26 protein-coding genes and 1 riboswitch are annotated in these 22,445 nt (G+C 37.6%); of the genes, 4 read left to right on the top strand and 22 right to left on the bottom strand.

Going from position 1 to position 22,445, the window contains the following annotated elements; genetic code table 11:
• Positions 1-12: 12 nt before the first annotated feature.
• Positions 13-816 (top strand): HAD family hydrolase, encoded by an 804-nt coding sequence (locus NIZ91_06580; protein ID USY56312.1) that lies wholly within the window; start codon positions 13-15, stop codon positions 814-816.
• A gap of 32 nt (positions 817-848) precedes the next feature.
• Here the strand turns inward: NIZ91_06580 and NIZ91_06575 are convergent, their stop codons facing one another.
• The 5 genes from NIZ91_06575 to NIZ91_06555 all read right to left on the bottom strand — a co-directional run bounded on the left by NIZ91_06575 (position 849) and on the right by NIZ91_06555 (position 4,923).
• On the bottom strand, positions 849-1,055 hold the full coding sequence (locus tag NIZ91_06575) for a hypothetical protein (protein USY56311.1): 207 nt from the start codon (positions 1,053-1,055) through the stop codon (positions 849-851).
• A 49-nt stretch (positions 1,056-1,104) separates the two neighbouring features.
• The gene (locus tag NIZ91_06570; protein ID USY56310.1) at positions 1,105-1,437 is read right to left on the bottom strand and encodes a hypothetical protein; all 333 of its coding nucleotides are present in this window, start codon (positions 1,435-1,437) and stop codon (positions 1,105-1,107) included.
• Positions 1,438-1,646: 209 nt separating this feature from the next.
• A complete protein-coding gene (locus NIZ91_06565; protein ID USY56309.1) occupies positions 1,647-2,018 on the bottom strand; it encodes a cytochrome-c oxidase in 372 nt (123 codons plus the stop codon).
• A 106-nt stretch (positions 2,019-2,124) separates the two neighbouring features.
• Positions 2,125-3,420 (bottom strand): NCS2 family permease, encoded by a 1,296-nt coding sequence (locus NIZ91_06560; protein ID USY56308.1) that lies wholly within the window; start codon positions 3,418-3,420, stop codon positions 2,125-2,127.
• Between the two features lie 186 nt (positions 3,421-3,606).
• Positions 3,607-4,923 carry a short-chain fatty acid transporter gene (locus tag NIZ91_06555; GenBank protein ID USY56307.1) on the bottom strand — a complete coding sequence of 439 codons (1,317 nt, stop codon included), beginning with the start codon at positions 4,921-4,923 and terminating at the stop codon, positions 3,607-3,609.
• A gap of 789 nt (positions 4,924-5,712) precedes the next feature.
• Between NIZ91_06555 and NIZ91_06550 the strand changes: the two genes are divergently transcribed.
• Positions 5,713-6,078, top strand: coding sequence for a YueI family protein (locus NIZ91_06550; protein ID USY56306.1), 366 nt, complete (start codon positions 5,713-5,715; stop codon positions 6,076-6,078).
• Between the two features lie 24 nt (positions 6,079-6,102).
• Here NIZ91_06550 and NIZ91_06545 read toward each other — a convergent pair whose 3' ends face one another.
• The 4 genes from NIZ91_06545 to NIZ91_06530 form a co-directional block, all read right to left on the bottom strand.
• Entirely contained in the window at positions 6,103-6,849 is a 747-nt protein-coding gene (locus NIZ91_06545) for a cell wall hydrolase (protein USY56305.1), read from the bottom strand.
• A 521-nt stretch (positions 6,850-7,370) separates the two neighbouring features.
• Positions 7,371-7,697: a hypothetical protein gene (locus NIZ91_06540; GenBank protein ID USY56304.1), complete on the bottom strand. Its 327-nt coding sequence runs from the start codon at positions 7,695-7,697 to the stop codon at positions 7,371-7,373.
• Positions 7,698-7,767: 70 nt separating this feature from the next.
• Complete coding sequence (locus NIZ91_06535; GenBank protein USY56303.1) at positions 7,768-7,962, bottom strand: hypothetical protein; 195 nt, start codon at positions 7,960-7,962, stop codon at positions 7,768-7,770.
• A 16-nt stretch (positions 7,963-7,978) separates the two neighbouring features.
• On the bottom strand, positions 7,979-8,833 hold the full coding sequence (locus NIZ91_06530) for a patatin family protein (GenBank protein ID USY57108.1): 855 nt from the start codon (positions 8,831-8,833) through the stop codon (positions 7,979-7,981).
• A 242-nt stretch (positions 8,834-9,075) separates the two neighbouring features.
• Here NIZ91_06530 and NIZ91_06525 point away from each other — a divergent pair, with 242 nt between their 5' ends.
• A complete protein-coding gene (locus tag NIZ91_06525) occupies positions 9,076-9,261 on the top strand; it encodes a DUF2187 family protein (GenBank protein USY56302.1) in 186 nt (61 codons plus the stop codon).
• 242 nt (positions 9,262-9,503) lie between these two features.
• On the opposite strand, the gene NIZ91_06520 is transcribed toward NIZ91_06525, so the two are convergent.
• The 10 genes from NIZ91_06520 to NIZ91_06475 all read right to left on the bottom strand — a co-directional run bounded on the left by NIZ91_06520 (position 9,504) and on the right by NIZ91_06475 (position 18,267).
• Positions 9,504-10,205, bottom strand: coding sequence for an NAD-dependent epimerase/dehydratase family protein (locus NIZ91_06520; protein USY56301.1), 702 nt, complete (start codon positions 10,203-10,205; stop codon positions 9,504-9,506).
• A 66-nt stretch (positions 10,206-10,271) separates the two neighbouring features.
• Positions 10,272-10,769 carry a preQ(1) synthase gene (gene queF, locus NIZ91_06515; protein USY56300.1) on the bottom strand — a complete coding sequence of 166 codons (498 nt, stop codon included), beginning with the start codon at positions 10,767-10,769 and terminating at the stop codon, positions 10,272-10,274.
• A gap of 99 nt (positions 10,770-10,868) precedes the next feature.
• Positions 10,869-11,600, bottom strand: coding sequence for a 7-carboxy-7-deazaguanine synthase QueE (gene queE / locus NIZ91_06510; GenBank protein ID USY56299.1), 732 nt, complete (start codon positions 11,598-11,600; stop codon positions 10,869-10,871).
• Positions 11,593-12,036, bottom strand: coding sequence for a 6-carboxytetrahydropterin synthase QueD (queD, locus tag NIZ91_06505; protein ID USY56298.1), 444 nt, complete (start codon positions 12,034-12,036; stop codon positions 11,593-11,595). The genes queE and queD overlap by 8 nt, the downstream gene beginning before the upstream one ends.
• Positions 12,036-12,698 carry a 7-cyano-7-deazaguanine synthase QueC gene (gene queC / locus NIZ91_06500; protein USY56297.1) on the bottom strand — a complete coding sequence of 221 codons (663 nt, stop codon included), beginning with the start codon at positions 12,696-12,698 and terminating at the stop codon, positions 12,036-12,038. The genes queD and queC overlap by 1 nt, the downstream gene beginning before the upstream one ends.
• A 172-nt stretch (positions 12,699-12,870) precedes the next feature.
• A riboswitch (PreQ1 riboswitch) is annotated at positions 12,871-12,914 on the bottom strand.
• 66 nt (positions 12,915-12,980) lie between these two features.
• Positions 12,981-14,087 (bottom strand): spore germination protein, encoded by a 1,107-nt coding sequence (locus NIZ91_06495; protein USY56296.1) that lies wholly within the window; start codon positions 14,085-14,087, stop codon positions 12,981-12,983.
• 18 nt (positions 14,088-14,105) lie between these two features.
• Positions 14,106-15,206, bottom strand: coding sequence for an endospore germination permease (locus NIZ91_06490; protein USY56295.1), 1,101 nt, complete (start codon positions 15,204-15,206; stop codon positions 14,106-14,108).
• Between the two features lie 15 nt (positions 15,207-15,221).
• Complete coding sequence (locus tag NIZ91_06485; GenBank protein USY56294.1) at positions 15,222-15,452, bottom strand: hypothetical protein; 231 nt, start codon at positions 15,450-15,452, stop codon at positions 15,222-15,224.
• A gap of 6 nt (positions 15,453-15,458) precedes the next feature.
• Positions 15,459-16,661, bottom strand: a complete 1,203-nt coding sequence (locus NIZ91_06480; GenBank protein USY56293.1) for a Ger(x)C family spore germination protein — start codon at positions 16,659-16,661, stop codon at positions 15,459-15,461.
• Between the two features lie 22 nt (positions 16,662-16,683).
• Positions 16,684-18,267 (bottom strand): spore germination protein, encoded by a 1,584-nt coding sequence (locus tag NIZ91_06475; GenBank protein ID USY56292.1) that lies wholly within the window; start codon positions 18,265-18,267, stop codon positions 16,684-16,686.
• Positions 18,268-18,513: 246 nt separating this feature from the next.
• Here NIZ91_06475 and NIZ91_06470 point away from each other — a divergent pair, with 246 nt between their 5' ends.
• On the top strand, positions 18,514-19,233 hold the full coding sequence (locus NIZ91_06470; GenBank protein USY56291.1) for a 3-ketoacyl-ACP reductase: 720 nt from the start codon (positions 18,514-18,516) through the stop codon (positions 19,231-19,233).
• Between the two features lie 42 nt (positions 19,234-19,275).
• On the opposite strand, the gene NIZ91_06465 is transcribed toward NIZ91_06470, so the two are convergent.
• The 3 genes from NIZ91_06465 to nhaC form a co-directional block, all read right to left on the bottom strand.
• Entirely contained in the window at positions 19,276-19,407 is a 132-nt protein-coding gene (locus NIZ91_06465; protein USY56290.1) for a DUF6254 family protein, read from the bottom strand.
• Between the two features lie 71 nt (positions 19,408-19,478).
• Entirely contained in the window at positions 19,479-20,357 is an 879-nt protein-coding gene (locus NIZ91_06460) for a prolyl oligopeptidase family serine peptidase (GenBank protein ID USY56289.1), read from the bottom strand.
• A 293-nt stretch (positions 20,358-20,650) separates the two neighbouring features.
• Positions 20,651-22,024 carry a Na+/H+ antiporter NhaC gene (nhaC, locus tag NIZ91_06455; protein ID USY56288.1) on the bottom strand — a complete coding sequence of 458 codons (1,374 nt, stop codon included), beginning with the start codon at positions 22,022-22,024 and terminating at the stop codon, positions 20,651-20,653.
• Positions 22,025-22,445 lie beyond the last annotated feature (421 nt).

Below are 22,445 nucleotides of genomic sequence, written 5' to 3'. Positions count from 1 at the left end.
AGCTTTTTTAAGTTGATCAAACTATTTGTCAGCGACCTTGACGGTACGCTGCTTCATCAAGAAAAATATGTTGAAACACATAATATCGAAGCATTAGTAAAGCTTCAAGAAAGCAATATTGATGTTTGCTTAGCATCAGGACGAATGGATAGTGAAATTCTAAAAATTTCATCTGATATTCGAAATAACTTTCATCGAATTAGTCAAAATGGTGCGTTCGTTTGGACAAGAGATAACCTCTCACTACACGCGAAAGTATTTGAAAGTGCTTTAGCGTCCAGCCTATACAAAAAGACATTAAACCCTAATCATGTTGTCTTGGTGTGTTCAAACGATACTAACTATGTAGAAACGAAAAACGACGTTATTAATGAAATTGAAAAACATATGTTTTTCCCAATTGAAGAACAAGGTGATATGCTGAATTCATTCGGATCTACCCTCTCGCCATCAAAGATTACAATCCTTGGAGACCACTCAGAAATGGTAGCTCTTCAAGCCGATTTAACCGAACAGTTTAAAGAGCACATTGATGCCTACATTTCTGCAAAGAATTGCTTAGATATTATGCCCAAGCACATCAGCAAAGGAAATGCCATTCAAATCTTACTAGATCATTTAGGTTTACTGCCTGAAGAAGTAGCATGTGTGGGAGATTCTTTTAATGATATTCCAATGTTTCAACTAACACCTAATAGCTTTGCGATGGCCACAGCTCCTGAAGAAGTAAAAAAACACGCTTCTACTGTTGTTTCGTCTGTAAGTGAAGCAGCGGAAATCGTGTTAGCAAAAAACAATAGCGTTTCTATTAAATAATAAAAAGTGCGAAGCGGCTGCCTCGCACTTTTTTAATGTCTCTTCCACACTGCACGGAGGTATTCTCCCAGGCTGTGTTGAGCACCATTATCTGTCTTACCTGCTTTTACAAGAGCTTGAATCCGCTCTCTTCTAACGATTGTTAAGATAAGCGTCATAAAGAACAGAATGGAAATGCCCATTACAAATAGCGCTAATAATGACGCTACAATGGTTTCTGGCATTGTTAAAGATGACAAATTACCCCTCTCCTTTCTTTTTGTACAAAGGAAGGAGTTAGTTGAATCGCTATCCTAAAAGATTCTTCTGTTCATATTCATTTTCTGCATACGATTTTAAATCCTGAATTTCTTGATATGCTCCTTCAAGACCTTGCTGTTTTGCCTTTTGATTCATATGGTTATATACCATCTTTACCTTACACACTGTTGCTTTAAGAGATGTTTCTGGGTCAGCATCTTCTTTTAAATGAACATTTGCCAGATCTACAATGGAACGAGCTAATAACTCAACGCTATTGCGCAGCTCAACTTCATTATAGACCGCACGATCTTGAAGCTTAAAACGAATAATCTCATTTGCTAACTCCCTCACACGTACAAACTGCTGCTGTTCATTCATAGTATTTCCGCAGTAAGAAACTTATACCCCACTCTTTAGGCGCAATAAGTAACTAGACTTCTTACGGCTGAGCTCCCCCTTTTATTAGGCCTAGTTTGCTTTTAATAAATCAAAAACGCTTTTCTTATGTTATTTTACTATTAGTTATTCGATAAAATAACTCCGTTTTCCTTTATCTCTTTCCCTTTAATTGCCGATATATTATGCCTCTATTCTGACTTTAAATGTGCTAACACATGATAAACAAACAGTAAAATTCCAACCGTTGTTAAAGTAGCTCCTACTGCTATAACAGGCGTTATGCTCTCCCTATTAAGAACCGTCATTAAAAACAACCCTATCATCATAATAGGAAGGCCTAAGTTATGCAGCCACGCATGCATTTTTGCTAACTTATGATTTGAAAAGCTTGGAAACAAATAATATAAAATTCCGGCTAGCGTTAAAGATGTCCAGCCAAGCAAATTGATATGAACATGTACAGGAGTTAGCTCATAGTTATGTGAAATTGACATGTAGTATCCCAATAAAATTCCCACTGCAAAATAAACCACTGAAATTTTAATTAACTTAATTCCCATTCTCATCCCCCCTGACCATACTTATGCACTACTTTATTCTTTTTTTTAGGGATTTAGAATCATGTACTTAAATAAAAAAAGCAGCTGGCAAACCAGCTGCTTAACTTTATGCAATATAGTGTAAAACAAAGTTTAAGAAAAATAACAACGCAATCACGTACATAAACGCGGATACTTCACGCATTTTGCCAATCGCAAGCTTTAAAAGCGGATATGCAATAAAACCAAAAGCAATCCCGTCAGCAATGCTGTACGTTAGCGGAATTAGAGCGATAATTAAAAACGCTGGGAAACCTTCTGATAAATCTTGAAGATTGATGTTCTTGATATTCTGAATCATCAAGCCACCAATAACAATCAAAATCGGTGCAATAGCACTATCTGGAATTAGCTTAATAAAGGGAATAAAAAACAGTGAACTTAAAAATAAAACGCCTGTGATTAAAGACGTAAGCCCTGTTCTTCCACCCGCTGCAATACCTGATGCTCCTTCAACTGATGCAACAGTTGGGCTTGTGCCAAGGAGACCTGCTAAAGAAGCAGAAACAGCGTTTGCCTGAAAAGCTTTTGAAAACTTTTCCTGTTGGTCCATCATGCCTAATTGGCCATGAATTAATCCAATGTTTTCAAATACAAGTACCATTGTTAATGAGAACACTGCAGCCCAAAACGTAATTTGTCCAAGTGCTGTAAACGAAAACGCACCCAAGCCTGTAAAAAATTCTTGAAAGCTTGTAGAGGTGCTACCGTTCGATTGATTTTGAACACCAAATAACATTGCAATAAGCGTTCCAGCAATCATGCTGAGCAAAAAGTTTCCGCGTATATTTCGAATAAATAACACAATTGTAATCATCAATGTCAACAACGTACTAAGCACAAACGGATCTGATAGATTCCCTAATGCAACAAACGTTGTATCACTTGGAATAACCAATCCACCCTTTTGAAGTCCAATAAATGTTAAGAATAACCCGACTCCAACGGTAATCGCTTCTTTTAAAGAGTGCGGTATCGCAGCCACAAGCTTTATAGATAGCCTTGAAAATGCAAGTACAGTGAACAAGACGCCTGATATAAATACAGCAGCTAGTCCCTCTTGCCACGTTAATCCCATTGATTGTACCATTGTATACGTAAATAACGCGTTAATTCCCATACCGGGAACTAAAATAAGCGGGGCATTTGCCCAAAACGCCATCATTAAACAACCAATAACCGATACAGCAACTGTAGCAAAGATTCCTGCTTCTAGCGGAATACCTGCATCTGATAAAATGGTTGAATTAATCGCAATGATATATACAATTGATAAAAAGGAAATAACGCCCGCAACGCTTTCTTTTCCAAACGTTGTGTCATGATGTTTCAATTGAAACACTTTTTCTAATAACGCTTTCAAATTTTCTTCCTTCTTTTCTCAATATCCCTCACCCACCCAGTGTCTAAAAAAGCCACCGTGGATATTATAGCAAAATCCGTGGCGGTTGCAAGAGAAATTTTACGTTTTCTACAGTAATGCCTACTGCATTTATAGTATCAGCATTTTCCGTTCGCTTATGGATAGCATCTTTTACTAATCCATACATTAGAAAAGAAGTAATCCTAGTGAAATGATGACGCCGCTTATTAATAAAATCATGACGCAATATCCCATGATATCTTTTGCTTTTAACCCAGCAATTGCAAGAGCAGGCAGCGCCCAAAATGGCTGAATCATATTCGTCCAAGCATCTCCCCAAGCTACTGCCATCGCAGCTTTAGCCGTTGGTACATCTAACGCTTGAGCTGCGTCTAAAACTACCGGAGCCTGAACTGCCCACTGCCCGCCTCCTGACGGTACAAAAAAGTTAACAATTCCAGCACTCCAAAAAACAAACATCGCAAACGTTGTTTCAGTTGAAATTGAAACAAAGGCTTCTGAAATCACAGCTGCTAACCCTGACGATACCATGATGCCCATCAACCCTGCATAAAATGGAAACTGAATAATGATGCCACTTGTTCCTTTCACCGCTTCTGTTACCGCTTTCAAAAAGTTGCGAGGTGTACCATGAAACAGGATTCCTAAAAATAAGAACAGAAAATTAACAATATCTAAATTTAATAAAAGTCCTTTTTCTACGAAGTAATAGCTTAAAAAAACGATTCCTACAGCACCAATTGCCCATGAAATAATGGGGCTATTTTCTAAGCGTTCTGCCGGTGTCATATTCTCAGTTTCAGCCGCAGCTGCTTGAAAGTCTTTTAACAGCTCAGGATCTACTACGAATGCGTCTTCCTTCGGTGGCATCATTAATCTATTCACAAGTGGTACAGCCACAAACAACGCCGCTACAATTACTAAGTTAAACGTGGAAAAAATGGTTTGACTTGTTGGAATAAGCCCGATTATATCTTCCGCAAAATGACCTGGTGTCGCAATTGTTAAAGGAACAGAACCTGAAAGCCCTCCATGCCAAATAACAAAGCCGCTGTATGCACTGGCAATTAATAAACGATAGTCGACATACTTCACTTGTTTCGCTAATTCCTTTGAAAACAACGCACCTACAACCAGTCCAAACCCCCAGTTTATGAAGCTTGCTAGCAGAGAGATAACCGATACAAGCACCACTGCTTGTCCTGGAGTCGAAGGCAAACTAGCAAGGCGCGTTAAGCCTTTTTTACATAGAGGACTGCTTGCCAATACGTGTCCTGTTACTAATACAAGAATCATTTGCATAGAAAAAGCCAATAACCCCCAGAAACCTTCTCCCCAATACTGTACTAGGTTTATTGGCGTACTATCTGTAAAAATAAGCCCAAACCCAAACACTGCAAATGTTAAAATAATAACAAATAAAAATGGATCTGGTAAATACCTTTGCATAACCCCGTTGAAAAAACCAACTATGTGTTTCACAGAAGTTCCCCCTTATTCGACTTTTTTTGACGTCATGTATGATATTCGCTTTTTTATTCTTTTTTCCTTTAAAACAGACAAAAGAAGTGAACAGCCGCTCACTTCTTTTCGCCAACAAATCATGCTCCGCAGTATTTCTATGTTTCCTTACTCCGTTTAGCTGAGTAAGCAGGTTTTTCGACGTTTACACTGATAACCCCTTGACAAGTTTAAACGTTATGTTTAGAATTAACTTCCCTAGATTTGAAAATATAAGTGTACAATGTTAGAAATAGTTAGTCTTCCCTGTAATGAAGCACGCCTTGTGGGCGTGCTTCATTTTCATTTATTAAAATAGATACATATGTCTATTACTGCGGGCAATACTACTAACATATTTAGTGCGTGGCTGGTATACAGCTCAGCAAAAAAGAATATAAAAAAAGCGATGAATTTTACGTCCATCGCCCTTTTTATGAAAAGGATAAAATGATTGCATTTTTATAATAAAAAACCCTTTTTTGACCGTGAGTTTAAGGCTTATTCTCCCCTTTATAAACCTCAAAACGTACTATTGTATAAAGTCATCTCCCCAAACAACTTTATACAAACCGAACTGAAATCGCTTACAATCTTAACTTTATGAAATCATTTCCTTTTCGCTCTATGTTCATTAAACACTAATTTTTTCAAAATAGCAACCCTTTTTATCGGATTTCTTTAAGTATGTTCTAAAAGATGATATTTTTATATGAAACTACATATTTTATTGAAACATGGGTAAATGATATATAAGAAGGAGTGACAATCATGAGTGAAAACATCGAAGAATATTTAGAAAGAGGACTATATGGTACGCAAGAAACAAAGCAAGCTGAGCGTAAGTATTTTCTCACTGCTTTACGTGAACGAATTGAAATTGCTTTAACGAAGGGACAGGTAATGAAGCCAACCGTTTATAAAGAAGCTGAAAGAACCATCACTAACGTGCAAAATGGACAAGTCTTTTTAAATGGAACTATTGCCTACTCTTTTTTATCAAAATATATTCAAATAGCAAACAAACATAACGTTCCTTTTACTATTGTACAAAACCTAGAAGCTGACACAGATATCGGCCTCGTGGTCACAGGATCAAAAGGTTCCACTGAAAATGAAATTTTTATTAAAAATTAAAAAGCCGTCATCGACGGCTTTTCTTTATTTTGCAAATACATGATTTCCAATTGTTTTTACAACTTGACGAGAACGAATCCAATCATCTGTAGCTGTGTTAGGATTATAAAAGTAAATGGAATCATTTAAGCGATCTTTTCTCATCAGTGCCTCTTCTACTGCACGATGTGCTTCATCGGATGCTGGCTTATTAATTGAGCCGTTTTGAACAGGAGAAAACGCATAGCTCGTCCCTACTACTTCCATAATTACTCCGTTAACACTGTTTGGAAATTGCTGTGATTCTACGCGATTTAGGACAACGATAGCTACACCTAATTTCCCTTCATACGATTCACCTTTTGCTTCCGCTTCTACTAAGCGCGCTAATAAATCTTTCTCTCCTTGAGAAATAGACATTGCTTCAGGAGCAGGCTGTGGTTCTGCCTTAACTTCTTCTGCTTCAGCAGGCTGATTCGATTCTTCCGTCTCGGCTGCTTTAACGGCTTCTTCTTCAGGTACCTTTGCATCTGAGATTAGCTCATCGATATCTTGACCATTTGGCTTTTCTGGAATACGAAGGGTCTCTCCCTCATAAATCCACTCATCTGTGCGATTATTTTCGTCCATTATATCTTTAATGGTTACACCATATTGTTTACTTAACTGTCCAAGGGTATCTCCCTTGATGACTTTATATTTCGTTTCTGCTACTGCGACTGACTGAATGCTTCCAAGAGCAAACATAGCAGTTAGCATCATGAATAAAGGCTTAACATAACTCTTTTTCATGCGGCAATACCTCCTGAAAATTCGTATGGTACTACTCTAACATAGCGTAGTACCTCTTTCACCGAACGATTCCTTTACATTTCTTTTAGTTTGATTAATAACGTTACGAATCAAACACGATTATGACAATAATCCTATTTATTTGTCATAATGAAGGAATTATTTTGTGCGAGGAGGTAGGTATTACCTTGTTTATATTTCCCTTTTCAGACTTTTGACTCACTTCAAAATCATTTCAATTCTAGAAATAGGTGCACATCTAACTATTCTATAACTACATTTAGTAACAGAAGCAATTAGTTTAAAAGAACTCTAAGCTATATCTTTCCCCAGACATTGTGAGGATATGAGACTCCTATGAGATTAGCGAGTGCTCTGAGACCCTGCATTTTAAGAGAAGGGTTAAACCGAGCCTTGTCGGAAAAGGGGTTACTCGGAGTGGAAGTCACACCTCACTGTATGCGTTCTTCCTTCTTTCAAAACAAAAAAGATGAAGCGCAATTTTACACGCTTCATCTTCTTTAATCCTCAAGCTCTATTTCTACAACATCATAGAAATCAATTACGAGCTTAGCACCTGTATCATCCATAAACGTAAACGCAGATTGATCTTCTGATAAATCTAGGACATAGCCTGACAGTAGCTGTTCACTATTATCATAAACCGTTGTTAATGAAACCTTTTTATGCTCAACAAACGCTTCTTCTAATAATGAATGGAGGTCGTATTCCCGGTCGTCAGCTGGCCGGTTTGTTAACAGCATCCCATATGTCATTTGTCCATTTTTATCTTTCCATATATAATCTGCAAAATAAAATGGTGCTGTACTTTTTCGAAAATCGTCCATGTAATCCCTCCTATAGCTACATATTACCTTCATTATATAAGCGTCTGCTCAAGAAAGCTAGCGTTTCAACTTAACTGCGAGGCGTTTCAGTATAATAATACGTAAAGTGCCCACCTCGACCAGCTACTCCGCGAAAATGCTTGAAATCTTCTCTTCTTACAAGCAAAGGCTGAAATCCTAAAAAATCCTCTTTACGCACGTGCAGCTCTTGAATCTCCCCGTCACGGAGAGCATCTAGCTGCTTCATTACTTCCTCTTGGTTCATTTATATGTACTCCTTTCTACGAAAAGTCCTTTAACCACTCTTTTAGTTTATCATACTGTTCTGCAGCTTCTTCATATCCCTGCTTATATAAAACGTCTAGCTTTGATCGATTTTTCTCCATTCGTCCGACTACCAATGGCTTCTGTGGACGAATCACAAATATATTTCCTGCTTCCTCCTGCTCGTCAATATAAGCAAGCGTATCATTATAAAGCTTATAGCGGTTCTCTAATGCATCAACTAAACCAGGATACTTACGATAATATCGCTTTGTAAACCAGAATGAACTGGATTTTTTCTTTTGATATCCTTTATTTCGCGTTAACACCACAATGTTTTTCTTAAATCCGTCATTCTCTGCTTTTTTTATCGGAATTGGGTCACTAATTCCTCCGTCTAACAGCTGCTTGCCACCATATTCCACTACCTTTGACACAAATGGAAGCGAGCTTGATGCGCGAATGATGGTCAGCAAATCGCTCTCATGATTGTTAAAATAAACAGGTTTTCCTGTTACGCAGTCTGTTGTCCCTACTACAAGCTGTTCAGTTCGCTTATGAAAAGCATCAAAATCAAAGGGAATTAAGCTAGTTGGAATCTCATCAAATACAAAATCCATTCCAAACATCTCACGCGTCTTAAAATAATTTCGTAGTGACAAGTAGCGGGGATCATCTATATAATCTAGATTAGCTCGACGGCTTCTTCCTACTTGTCGCGATAAATAGGAAGTTGCATGACAGGCTCCGGCCGAAACGCCAATCACATAAGGTAAATATAAGTCTTGTTCCATAAAGTAATCAAGAACCCCTGTTGTATAAAGGCCTCTCATACCGCCACCTTCTAATACTAATCCTGTATTTCTCATAATAATTGACACCTTCTATTTCTAATGTTTTAATCACTAAATAATCCTATATGTCAGTACTATATCGAATTACCCTACTTTTGTCGAAGGATTTACTTAAAAAACCATCTTTTTTTACATTTTTTTAAAAAAACCTTTACTAATTAACCAATTTAAGGCAAAATTGAGAAAAAGAAAATAGAAAGCGTTAACTAGATTTACTTTTGAAAATTTTCTAAAAACATTCTGATAAAGGAGCGATTACGATGAAAATTGCAGAAGTAGGAAACATAATTGAATTTAAAAATGGGTTAAAAGGTATTGTAGAAAAAGTAAATGAGAACTCTGTAATTGTTGACTTAACTTATATGACTAACTATCGTGACCTAGACTTAGAACAGCGAACGGTTGTAAACCATAAAAATTACACCATTATCAATCATGCGATGTAACAAATAACCACCTAGTACAAAGTACTAGGTGGTTATTTGTTACAAATCTTTTCCTTTTGCTCTTTACTTAAAATACCGAGTTTGTACAACATATACGCATACTGTTGCGCTTTTTTAACCGATTTCATTTCCTTCCTCCTCATGCTTTTACTTCATTATATGCATGAAACTAAAAAAGTTTCCTTAAGGAAAGAAAAATAGCTACCTCTAAAAAAAGAAAAAAGCCTCTAAATTCGAGGCTTTTACTTTGCAATTACTTTTTTACCATTTGTAAATGAGTAATAACATTCTCCAGTGAAAATATCTTGGCTTTCGTGGATATGAACACCTGCTTTATCTTCCATAGCCGCTTTCATCATTGCTTTTGCAACATTGTAAGCTTTAATTGGTCGATATTTCTTCCATTTACCAATTAGGCAAAATGAGCAAGACTTAAGAGTGTATTCCCCTACTTTTTCAGCTAAACGAAACTCGTTGCGTTTGCCTAACAGTAGTGATGGACGGAAGAAATGCGTCGAACGAATATATAGGCTCGCAATATCTTCTTCCACCTGACCTTTTACCTTACTGTAAAAGAATGGGGAGCGCAGATCAGCACCAATTGCTGTAACGGTTAAAAAGTTCTGACAGCGATTTGCTTCGGCACATTTTGCTGCTTTTAGTGGAAATTCATAGTCCACTTTAATAAACTTCGATTTCGTCTTTGCTTTTTTCATCGTTGTGCCTAAACAACAATAGACATCATCAACTGCAAAATCTTTTTCATACTTTTCAAGCTCTGCAAAATCAATTTCGAGCTGACGTAGCTTTTCATGTTCAATTGGCAATGCCTTTCGAACAAGTACTGTCACATGGCTATATAAGCGATTATCCAAAAGCAACTGTAAAAGTTCTTGACCAATAAGGCCGCTTGCTCCTAGTACTAATGCTGATCTTTGTGACATTCTTTCACCTTCTCACCTTGTTGTTGTTTACATTGGAAAACAGGTTGTTAAGACAACCTGCTTTCATTAACGATTATCAATTGTTTCTGGGTATAAGTCGTGATTCATTAATCGATAAGAAGCCATTTCTTCATATTTTGTACCTGGGCGACCATAGTTTGTATATGGATCAATGGAAATTCCACCGCGTGGCGTAAATTTCCCCCATACCTCAATATAACGTGGATTCATCAGTTTGATTAAATCATTCATAATGATATTCATACAATCTTCATGGAAATCACCATGGTTTCGAAAACTAAACAAATAAAGCTTTAAGGATTTACTCTCAACCATTTTTTCATCAGGTATATAGCTAATATAAATTGTAGCAAAATCGGGCTGACCCGTTTGCGGACATAAGCTTGTAAATTCTGGACAATTAAACTTAACGAAATAATCTCGATTTGGATGCTTGTTATCAAACACCTCTAAAATTTCTGGTGAATACTCAAATAAGTATTTTGTTCCCTGATTGCCTAAAAGCGTTACACCTTCTAATTCCTCTTCTTTACGACCACTCATTTGTGTTTCCTCTCTTTCTACGATTGTCATTCTAACAGCGTTTTTTCATTTTGTACATATCTGTTTTTGTATTTTATTTGTAAATTTTTTAAAGAACGCTTACACGCCTCTTTTATTTCCCCATACAAGTGCATGAACCTGTGGCAATACACGTACATTATTCATATCCGGTGAAGCTACAACAAGATCAATTAACCACTCATATTTCTCTAATAATTTGCGGGTTAATGCATCATCATCCGTTGTCGTCAAATCATCGTTTCCTACTTGGACAAAGAAAGGAACTGATGCATAACGCTGATGAATCTGCTTTGCGTAATTGAAATCTATTTCATCAAACACAACCACTTTAATGCTAATGTGTTGACTTCGTCCTTTGTTTTTCAAACGCTCAATAATATCGTCCAACACTTCGTAATTGGTCTTCATTCCTGAACTTGGTGGCTTAGGTGAAATAGTTAAATCATCAATTTTATAAAACCACTCTTGAAAGCGACTTCCTTGAGTCTCAAGCGCGACTTGCTTTCCATTGTTATGCAAGCGGTCCACCAGTTTATCTAAAGATTTTAACAGCGCTGGATTTCCTCCTGAAATGGTTACATGATCAAAACGATCTCCTCCTAGAGCTTGCAGCTCATGCCAGACTTCTTCATCCGTCAATTGACGAATGTCATTTTTGGCTGACCCATCCCAAGTAAATGCGGAATCACACCAGCTGCATGAATAATCACAGCCAGCTGTACGCACAAACATTGTTTTTCGCCCCACAACCATTCCTTCTCCTTGAATCGTAGGACCAAATATTTCGAGTACAGGAACCTTATTATTCATCTCGCTTCACCTTCTTTGGACGATATACAACGTAGCTTGTAGGAGTTTCACGAACAAACACTTGCACACATACTGGTTTATTTTCAAGCGCATCTAAATGAGCTTGTACAAGTTCATAAATTTTTCGAGCAATCACTTCAGATGTTGGGAAATCATTCGCATCCTCTTCATTAAATAAATGCTTATGATCATTTAAAAGCGTATGGTCGAACTGACCAGACACAATCTTTTTCAACGTAGCAAAATTAACTAAAAAGCCTGATGAATCTAATTCATCACCTGCAATTGTTAGATTCACAAAATACGTATGGCCATGAACCTGCTGACATTTTCCCGCTGACTCATGAGGAACAAAATGCGCAGCGGCAAAGTTCATGTCTTTATTTAATTCGTACGAATAAGGATGTACTACCTGTGGGTAAATTTGCTGAAGCATTACTGTTCCCCTCCTCGTTTCGTTTCAAGGTATTGTTCTAGACCTCTCTTGCGAAGTTTACATGCAGGACACTCTCCGCACCCGTCTGCAATAATACCGTTATAGCAAGTTAATGTATGTTCACGTACATAATCAAGCGCACCTAGTTCATCCGCTAGTCCCCATGTCTCTGCTTTATCAATCCACATTAACGGTGTGTGAATAACAAATTCAAAATCCATTGATAAATTCAGCGTTACGTTGAGGGATTTAACGAATACATCTCTGCAGTCTGGATACCCTGAAAAATCTGTTTCGCATACGCCTGTTACCAAATGACGTGCACCGCTATTTTTAGCTAGTACAGCGGCAAAAGACAAAAAGAGAAGGTTGCGTCCGTCTACAAACGTTGTTGGTAGCTCCCCTTCCTCCTGGCTAATATCAATATCATCTCTTGTCAGTGCGTTAGGGGCTAACTGACTTAACAGCGACATATCTAAAATTGTGTGCTTCACACCAAGGTCTTTTGCAATGGCTTGTGCAACTTCAATCTCTTTACTATGACGCTGACCGTAGCCGAACGTAACGGTTTCCACTTCTTTAAAGTTTTTTAACGCCCAAAATAAACAAGTCGTACTATCTTGTCCACCGCTAAATACAACAATTGCTTTTTCGTTTTTCATTTTTTCGTCTCCTTTTCCTATATAAAGTCAAAGAAGAAAACATTCCGTTATTTAGATCATATAAAAAAAAGAGATTGCAGTGTTTGCAATCTCCCTTAACTAAGAATCCCTTTCTTATAAACAAAGAAACAGGAAAAAAGCCCCTAAAACGGCGCCATTTGTCATCTCACTGATGATCTTAGTTTTTTATAGAGGGAGTTTACGAACCTCTCCCGCACATAGAGCACGGCATTTCTTCTTTCAATTTTCGTTCTTAACTATACCATACTCCCTTTGAAATTGCTATGTACTTCTATTTTTCTTCCTACTTTTCAACTGGAGAATTAGCAGCGTCACAATTGGAATTACAAACTGCATAGGGATGTGAATCCAAACAGGTACCACTTTTAACCCTATATTTAAATGCTTGACCGAGTTATCGGACATAAAAACTGTCGTCGTGAGGATCGAAATTGCAATTAAAAAAATCAACAGCTTGTGACTATTCGTTTGATAAATCTCTTTTATCCCTACAATCGCTGCATATGCGAAAATCGTTACTTTAGCAAATCCACCAATGATGAGAACGCTAATAGCTAGCATATCCATTCGTTGAATAATATCTCCAATATTTACTTGCTGTACAGTTACAATAAGGGGAATCGTCGATGATCCTACCAAGTGTTGACCTAGCGTAGTTAAGCTGATCAAACTTAGCATACTAAGCATAACCCCACCTATAACTACAGCACGTGTTCCCATTTTCCTAAGAGACCGTTCTCCCTTTACAAACTGATTAAACATTAAGAAAACAACCATTTCTCCAAATGGAAACGTCAAGATAAGAGGAAACACGGCTTTAAAAATTGAGTCGATCCCTTCCCCTAAAATGGGTTGCATGCGATCTGGATTCATAACATCAGAAAAGAAGAGTAACAAGAACCCTAATACAATGAAACCAATAAAAACAACTAATAATAAAACGCTCGCTCTTGCAATAGGCTCAACTTCTAAAAAGCATGCATAAGCAATCACTAGCATCATAATCGCTCCAACAATTACTAGCGGTGTGTGATTCATGGATGTTAATAATAATAGCTCACAAAAGTCTCTTAGAACACGGGCACCAATGTAAATAAAATATAGCACGTACAACATGCAAATGATTCTTCCAAGATGTTTTCCAAAAGCAATTTTTAAAATTGTTGGAAACGTGGCTTCCGGGTGTTTTTTATATAAAAGTGTAACAAGAGCAAAGAAAGGTAAATATATTAACATCCCCACTAAAACGGCAATCCATGCAGATTGACGCGCTTCCTGTCCAATACTCACAATGGTTGCACTGCCGAATAAAAACAGAAGCATCATTGAGAACAATTGAAAATTGCTTATTACTAAGCGTGGATGCATTTCTTTCCTCTCCTTTGCTCACTGTGTTGTGACCGACTTCCGTTTAAAAATGCCAATAACTAAAAATATACATGGAATCAATACGCTTAATATAAACAGATAGTACGGCCAATAATTCTGTACAAAGTAGCCAAAATAAGTAGTGTTTGGAATAATATAGTAAGCAGCTGCTGACAAAATCAGTCCAATAGGATAATTTAAAAAATTGGTATTGTTTAAATTGAGAAGCTGGCCCAAGCCTTTTTTCAGGCCATAAAATACAATGGTAATTTTAAAGAAAATTGATAACATCCAAATTATCGCTACCAATACTTCGATATGCTGAATGGTTTGACCAATGGAAATCATTTTTCCTAACAGGTAAGTTGGGTATAAATACATAGAAGCAATATTTGCACCTAAAACTAAAATACAAGACAAAGTCACAATAATAACTGTAAAACCTGAAGCAACTACGCCGTAAAGTAATCCTTTCTTAACATGTTCATACTTTTGAACATGAGGAGTAACCATTAAAATAAGAATTAGTTCCAAAAAAGGATTGGATAAAAAGTAAAAGCTTCCTATATATATTTCGTCTGCTTTTAAATAAAAGAGTGGCAATATGCGTTCAATCTTCATTTGTGGAATATTTAAGATAATTAACAAAACGAATGGAACTAACACCCACGGTAAGAAAATTTCCGAGGTTCTTCCGACCACTTCTATTCCCAAATAGGCAGCATACATAACTGCTATCATGATGAGAATATGAATCCAGCTTGAGTACGTTTCAGGCACAATCTGAGTAGTCATAAAGTTACTAATATCTCTTAGCAAAAAAGAACCCTCTAGTAGCATCACCAGCAAATACAACACGCTAATTATTCCTCCGACATATTTGCCACAAGACTTCTTCGCTATATCAATCAACGTCGATTGAGGGTATTTTTTGATTAACCCTAGTAGAAGCCCTGCAAATAAGAGCCCACTTCCCGTTCCAATAATTGCACAAACCCAAGCGGTGTTTCTTGCCACAGCTAATAATACAGTAGGTACAACTAAAACTGCACTCCCAATGGAGAATACGTAGATTAATGTAAAAAACTGTTTCCCACTTATTACTTCTTTTTGGTTCATACTGGACACCTACACCTAATAAAATGAAGAGAAAGCATCAATGATGGACTGCATCCAAAACTCAAGAGCATACAGCGGAGTTGGAATTGTTATTCGGAAAATAACCGCTACCCACATTACCATTCCTACAGCAGAAAATATTCCATATATCACTATTTCTTTTATTCGTCTTTGTTTATAAAGAGGAAGAATCGCCTTATATGCTAAAAAACTAAATACGCCTAAAAATAGCAGTAAATTTTCCATGCTCCATTAATTCTGCATTTCTTTCATGTATGAGTTATTCAGCGTGCCAAGTCGACGTATTTGTACATCTACTTTTAAGTTCACTTCTAACTCTTCCGAAAAGATTTCATCCCAGTTATCTCTCATTTTGTTCCAATCCTTTACATTTTGCCGGTAAAAGACTTCTCCAAAACCAAAGATGTCACTTTGATAATCGTTTTGTGCTGTTTTAATTGCTCTTTGCATTTTATCTCGCACATCATGTTCAGCTTTTTTCTCTAGTTCAGTAATCATAGCAGGATCTTGCAAGTTAACTTGACACTCTACGTCAGCAACGTTTGCTTCCCCTTTTAAATTCACCTCAATTACAGGCTTTCCATCTTTCATACGACTTTTAATATCCGTACTCGTTCGAAGCATCTCCACTCCAATAATGTCATGAGATTTTTCTTTTTTTTCACATGGAATAACAACGACGGTGCTTTTTACGTTTCCAGTGACGTAGTTGTATCCTTTACTTTCACTTTCATTAAACCAGCCGACAAGTTCATCTCCCTTAAAAATACCAAGGCCTCTAAAGTTTAGAATTGTGTCTTGGTTAATTCGCTGGACATTTTCCATATCTCCCCCTTTTTTACGGTTGCCTTTTACAAGAACAGCGGTTAACACAGGATGTTTGCCCTGGCTCGTTAAGTTACTAATCAGCTCGTTCAGCTTTACACCTCGCGTAGGCGCCCAAACTTTTTGTGACGTATCCAGTGCAGCAAACATATAATTGGCTGGAATTTTTTCGATAGTTGTCAACACATTTAAAACGGATGAAGCGCGTGAATTTTTTGCTACTACGACAAAATAATCGGTTCGCACTTCATGATCTCGTGCGAAAAAATCTAACACTTCAGCAATTCCGTGTTTTGCAATTCCTTCGCTAAGAACCAGCATCCGCAAATGAGATAAGTATATTTTTCTAGGTGATTCAATTGTCATTTTCCTCAGAGCTTCCATGACAGAATCTGCTTTAACCGAATACGTAGTAACGGAGGGACCATTCGTCGGCGTTTGGGCTTGAATGTCACCCGGGTTAATAATTTGAACGGTTAACTCAATTCCATCTTTTACTTCGTCAATACCTACCGCTACGGTGATGGCCAATTCATTTAGCTCTCGACTACTCCAACAGCCTGATAATGGGAGTAGACAGATGCATAATACAAGTACTATTCGTTTCATGCTTCATCCACCTTTATAAAAGCTAGTTCTCATCATTTGACCGTTCACGTACAACATTTTGTTCACTAATGAGCTTTGGTCTCGTATTCATTTTCTTTAGCGAACGACGAATGAGTGCATCTTTTTGATCTCGACTGACAAACGGAGCCATTGGCGTCATATATGGAATGCCAAATGACCGTAAACTGCATAGATGTAGAATCATTAAAATAAGGCCTAAAATAATACCAAACAAGCCAAACGTTGCTGCTAAAAGCATTAAAGCAAAGCGGAGCATCCTTACAGCAATCGCCATATCGTAAGCTGGTGAAACAAAGTTACTGATGGCTGTAATCGATACGACAATAACCATCGCGGGTGACACCAGTCCCGCCTGCACGGCAGCTTCTCCTAATACGAGTGCACCTACAATGGAAATAGCAGAACCTACGGCTCTTGGCAATCGAATTCCTGCCTCGCGTAAAATTTCAAAAACCACTTCCATAATCAACGCTTCAATTACAGCCGGAAAAGGGACACCTTCACGCTGAGCTGCGATGCTAATAAGCAAACCAAACGGAAGCATTTCTTGGTGAAAGGTGGTAAGCGCAACATAAGCAGATGGGGTTAATAAAGCTAAGAAAAAGGCAACGTATCGGATAATACGAATGAGCGTACTAATGTCTGCGCGCTGATAGTAATCTTCAGCAGCTTGAAAGAATTGAATAAATAGAGCCGGAACTAATAAAACAAACGGCGTTCCGTCTACAAAGATTGCTATGCGACCTTCTAACAAACCTGCAGATACTGAATCTGGTCTTTCTGTATTGTAGATAGTTGGAAACGGAGTATAACCTTCATCTTGAATTAGTTCTTCAATGTACCCACTCTCCAATATACCGTCAATATCAATTTTAGAAAGTCGGGACCTTACTTCTTCAATTACTTGCTGATCCGCAATTCCTTTTACATACATAATCGCTACGTCTGTTTGCGTTACTTTACCGATTTGCTGAGACTCCATTCGTAAATTAGGGGATTTAATTCGCCTTCTTACCAGTGCCGTATTGGTACGCAGCGTTTCAGTAAAGCTATCTCTTGGTCCACGTACCACGGTTTGAGCCTGTGGTTCTGAAATGGCTCGTTCTCCCCATCCTCTTGTACTAGCAATGATACACGTTTGATAACCTTCTATGAATAAAGCTGTATCACCTGATAAAACATGTAGGATAACGTCATCTAAAAGAGTGACTTCTTTAATTTCTCCGATTGCTAAGCTGTAATTTTTAATGAGCTCAAACATATTCACAGCACCGTCATCATGAACAAGCTGTTTCGTATGATTGTGCATAATGGATTCCATCGTAAACTCTTGTACACTATCTTCATTCGCCAATCCGTCGATGTAAATAAGGCCTAATCGAAATTTTTCTTCAACTGAAATGGCAAATTCCCGACAAACCACATCTGCACTATCTCCAAGCTCTGTTTTCACCGCATCTAAATTATCTTTTACGCTTTCTAACAGTTCAGTATTGGAAGATGAAGATTCAGCTGTTGGTTGTGATTCATTTTCTTTAGACTTTTTAGATCGACTTTTTAATTCTGATAGTTTTTTTATTCGCATACTTCATCCTCCATTTTTCAAACGGCACAGCATTGCTCTTCAAGTCCTTATAGTTTCTGTTTATGCAGGAAATTTATTCAGCTATCTTGGTATTTTTAACCGCTTTATAGAGCAAGAGCTTTGACAATGCTTCTCTGTATTTTGTAGGATTAGATAAATTGCTAATTTATTTAGCTGCTCATTTAACATGATTTGCAGCTTATTTTTAGCAATAGGGATAATTTAATTCAGAAGGAGTGATGGAAGATGGGACAATCATTACAAGGAAAAGTAGCCATCATTACTGGTGCAGGTAAAGGTATCGGCCGAGCAACAGCGCTTGATTTAGCAAAAGAAGGAGTTAACCTGGGTTTACTAGCACGTACAGAAGCTGATTTAAAAGCCGTTGCCCAAGAAGTGGAAGCACTTGGTGTGAAGGTGGCTTATGCTACAGCCGACGTATCTTCAATTGAAGAAGTAAATAAGGCGGTTGATTACTTACATAACCAACTAGGTAAAGCAGACATTTTAATTAACAATGCGGGTATCGGAAAATTTGGAGGCTTTTTAGAATTATCTCCTGAAGAATGGAAGCAAATTATTGATATCAACTTAATGGGTGTCTATTACGTTACAAGAGCCGTTTTACCACAAATGATTGAGAAAAATGGTGGAGACATCATTAATATCTCTTCTACTGCTGGACAAAAAGGCGCTCCTGTCACAAGTGCATACAGTGCTTCAAAGTTTGGCTTATTAGGTCTAACAGAGTCTCTTGCTCTTGAAGTACGCAAGCATAATATTCGTGTAACTGCTTTAACACCAAGTACGGTTGCTACAGAGCTTGCATATAAAGAAAACCTTACAGACGGTAACCCTGAAAAAGTAATGCAGCCTGAAGATTTAGCAGAAATCATGGTAGCGCAGCTGAAGCTACATCCTCGTATCTTCATCAAATCTGCCGGCATGTGGTCTACTAACCCTTAATTTAAACAACCCAAAAAACCCCCTCGAATCGAGGGGGTTTTATTATTTATTTTTATTTTTTGGCGTAATCTCTTCTGCTAATTCTTCAAATGACTTTACTTTTCCATGAGATGGATTTTGCGACTGTTTACGCACATTCCATTGACGCTCTTGCTGTCTTTTTGATTGTGTCATCGTTTCATCATCCTTTTCTGTAGTGTTCCTTTCTAGGATGTACGAAAAACGGACGAATATGTTTTCCACTTTTATTCAACTAAATGCTGTTGAAACCATTTATCAATCTCTGCATTATACTCATTATAATAGTTGCTTAGTGGATGATCTCCACCTTTGTATAAGACGTATTTATACTCTTTATTTTGTTCTTCAAGCTGCGCTACTAACTTTTCTGCCTGGGTATGGTGTACCTTTTTGTCATGATCTCCTTGTAAAATAAGAAGCGGTGAATTTACTTTATCACTCCAATAGACAACCGATCGGCTTTTATATCGTTCAGGATACATCTTAGGATCTCCAACAATATCTCTTAACACTTGCTTCATTTCAGAGCCCCTTTGATCATAAAACTGAAACATATCCGTAATTCCAGATTGAACAACCACGGCGTCAAAAGATATGCCGTTTTTCATTGTTAAATACGTCATCATTCCACCACGTGAATAGCCAAGCGCTACTTTTTGTTCAGGGTTTACATAAGGCAGCTGTTCTCCCCATTTAATAAGGTTAAGGACGTCATGGATATCGTCTCCACCGTATGTTTCGACCCCTTCACTTCCGCCATTTCCACGATATTGTGTCGTAACCACAACATAACCTTTATCAGCCCATGATGATAAGTAGCGCAAGGTTTTATCTCGAATCATACCATGTTCACGGTTTCCACCACGATTATAAACTAGCAGCGGATATTTTTTATCCACAATGTCTTTAGGCTGTAATAGAAATCCTTTAACTTGTAACCCATCGCTTGGATAAGTGATTTGATATATATCAACATTACTAGCATAAGGTGAAAATAAATGCACTTTTTCTTTGTTTACATCGCCGCTTTCCGCTCGATAAAAAACAGCGGTCACGCCAAGTACAGCGATGGTAAGCAGTACAATGAACCCCCACTTTTTCAAACAGAATCCTCTCCTCAATTAATAACTTTTATCTCTTTTTATGATGAACCGTTTCTTTTTGCCTTACCCTTTTTAAATGTTTGCTAAAAAGGATTTTTGTGGAATCCTTCACAAATTACCTTCTAACTAAACGTTATGGTTTATTGTATTACTACTTTCTCTTTTTTGGAAGAAAAAGATTAAGGCTTCTACTCTCATTACCTTTAACAGCAACAAGTAAACATAATTAGTATAACAAAAAGCCTTGCGTTTTTAAGTAATGCTTAAGAACGCGAGGCTTTTGACTTCATAAATTATTTTTGTTTAGCAATACCGAGACCTGTATAACCCAAAATTACAGCAAATATTGGACATAGTAGACAGAAAAACGCAAAAGGTAAATACTCCACCACAGGAATACCAAGGGTTTGTGAAATAAAAGCTCCGCTTACTCCCCATGGAATTAATGGGTTAATAACCGTTCCTCCATCTTCTAATGTACGAGACAAATTTTTCTCCTTTAAGTTCCACTTTACGTAAAGCGGCTTGAATGTTTGCCCAGGTAATAAAATCGATAAATATTGCTCTCCAGTTATAACGTTAACGCCAATAGATGAAAGAATCGTTGACAGCACTACATCGCCGCTTCTTCGCACTTGCTTAGCTAATCCTTCGATTAAAGCTTGAACAACGCCAAGCTCACGCATCAACCCACCAAGAGCTAGGGCAATAATGACAAGGGACACTGAAAACATCATTGAGTCCAGTCCGCCTTTTGTTACGATAGCATTTACAATTTCGTTGCCGGAATCAATTTGACCACCGCTTTGCAGAGCACCAAGCATGCTTCCTAATGTAACAGTCGGCTGTAACAGTACCCCTGTTATTACGGCAATAATAACTCCAATTACCAAAGTAGGAAGCACATCAAATCGCTTAATAGATAAAATCAATACAACAAGCGGTGATAAAAGTGTTAGGAGATTAAGATTAAACGTATCACCTAACGCATTTTGTACAGCTTCAATATCCCCATAGTTTACTCCCGTTCGATGTGTGCTGATGCCAATGACCAATGCAATCCCAGCCGTTACAATAATACTTGGTAACGTCGTCCATAACATGTGACGAATATGAGTCGTCAACGGTACTCCCACAATCCCGGAAGCAAAGTTGGTCGTATCCGATAACGGAGACATTTTGTCACCAAATACTGCTCCGGAAACAATGATTCCTGCAGCAAGACCTGGGTTTACTCCAATTGCCGTCCCTATACCAAATAAAGCCACTCCAACCGTGCTAATCGTTGTAAACGTACTTCCAGTAAAGCTGGATACCAAGATTGTAATTAAAAGTGCACTAATTAAAAAATACTGCGGTGAAATCCAATTGAATCCATACGATAAAATAGTTGGAATTGTTCCCCCTACCATCCAAGCGGCAATTAATACACCCACAAGCATAAGAATTAAAATGGGCTTAATCCCTACTTTAATTCCTTCTATAATGCCATGTTCAAAAGTTTTCCATTTCACACCCATAAGTGCCCCAATGATACAAAGCGTCACAATACTAATAAGTAATGGAACATGTGGTGCTAAGCCTAATAAAAATAATGATGCAAAAATAAGTCCTAATAAAACAACCACAATCCCGATCGACTGTCCAAATGTTATCTCTTTTTTCATTAACTTGTTCCCCTCAATCTCTTTTTCACTTAAACGCTTTTATGCTTTTATGCACTAAACATAGTTGAAGTATATGGGTTATTCCTACTACTGTCAATCGCTTCTCGTCAAAAAAACAACCTCGTCAATAAATTCCACTCTCTTTTCTATGTTTTGCCCAATTCTAATCGGGTACATTACTTATACTTCTTATTTATAACTATTAAAGGAATAGGTGATTGAAACACAAGATGTAAGACTCTAGGAGATGAGCCAAGCAGCTTAAAATACCGCTGGAACATAATAATCAAGGAGGCAGGTGCGATTCCTGTGGGACTAGCGAGTACTCTGAGATCCTATGAAAAGGGAGCAATTCGAAGCGGAAATCACTCCTTATTATGTGCGTTCTACCTGAATCCTTATATAAAAGATAACAAGCAAA

It is taken from the genome of Bacillus sp. 1780r2a1, assembly GCA_024134725.1.
Lineage (GTDB): Bacteria > Bacillota > Bacilli > Bacillales > Bacillaceae_H > Priestia > Priestia aryabhattai_A.
Note: the sequence above shows the minus strand (reverse complement) of the source record. Positions and strands in the feature narration are given on the sequence as shown.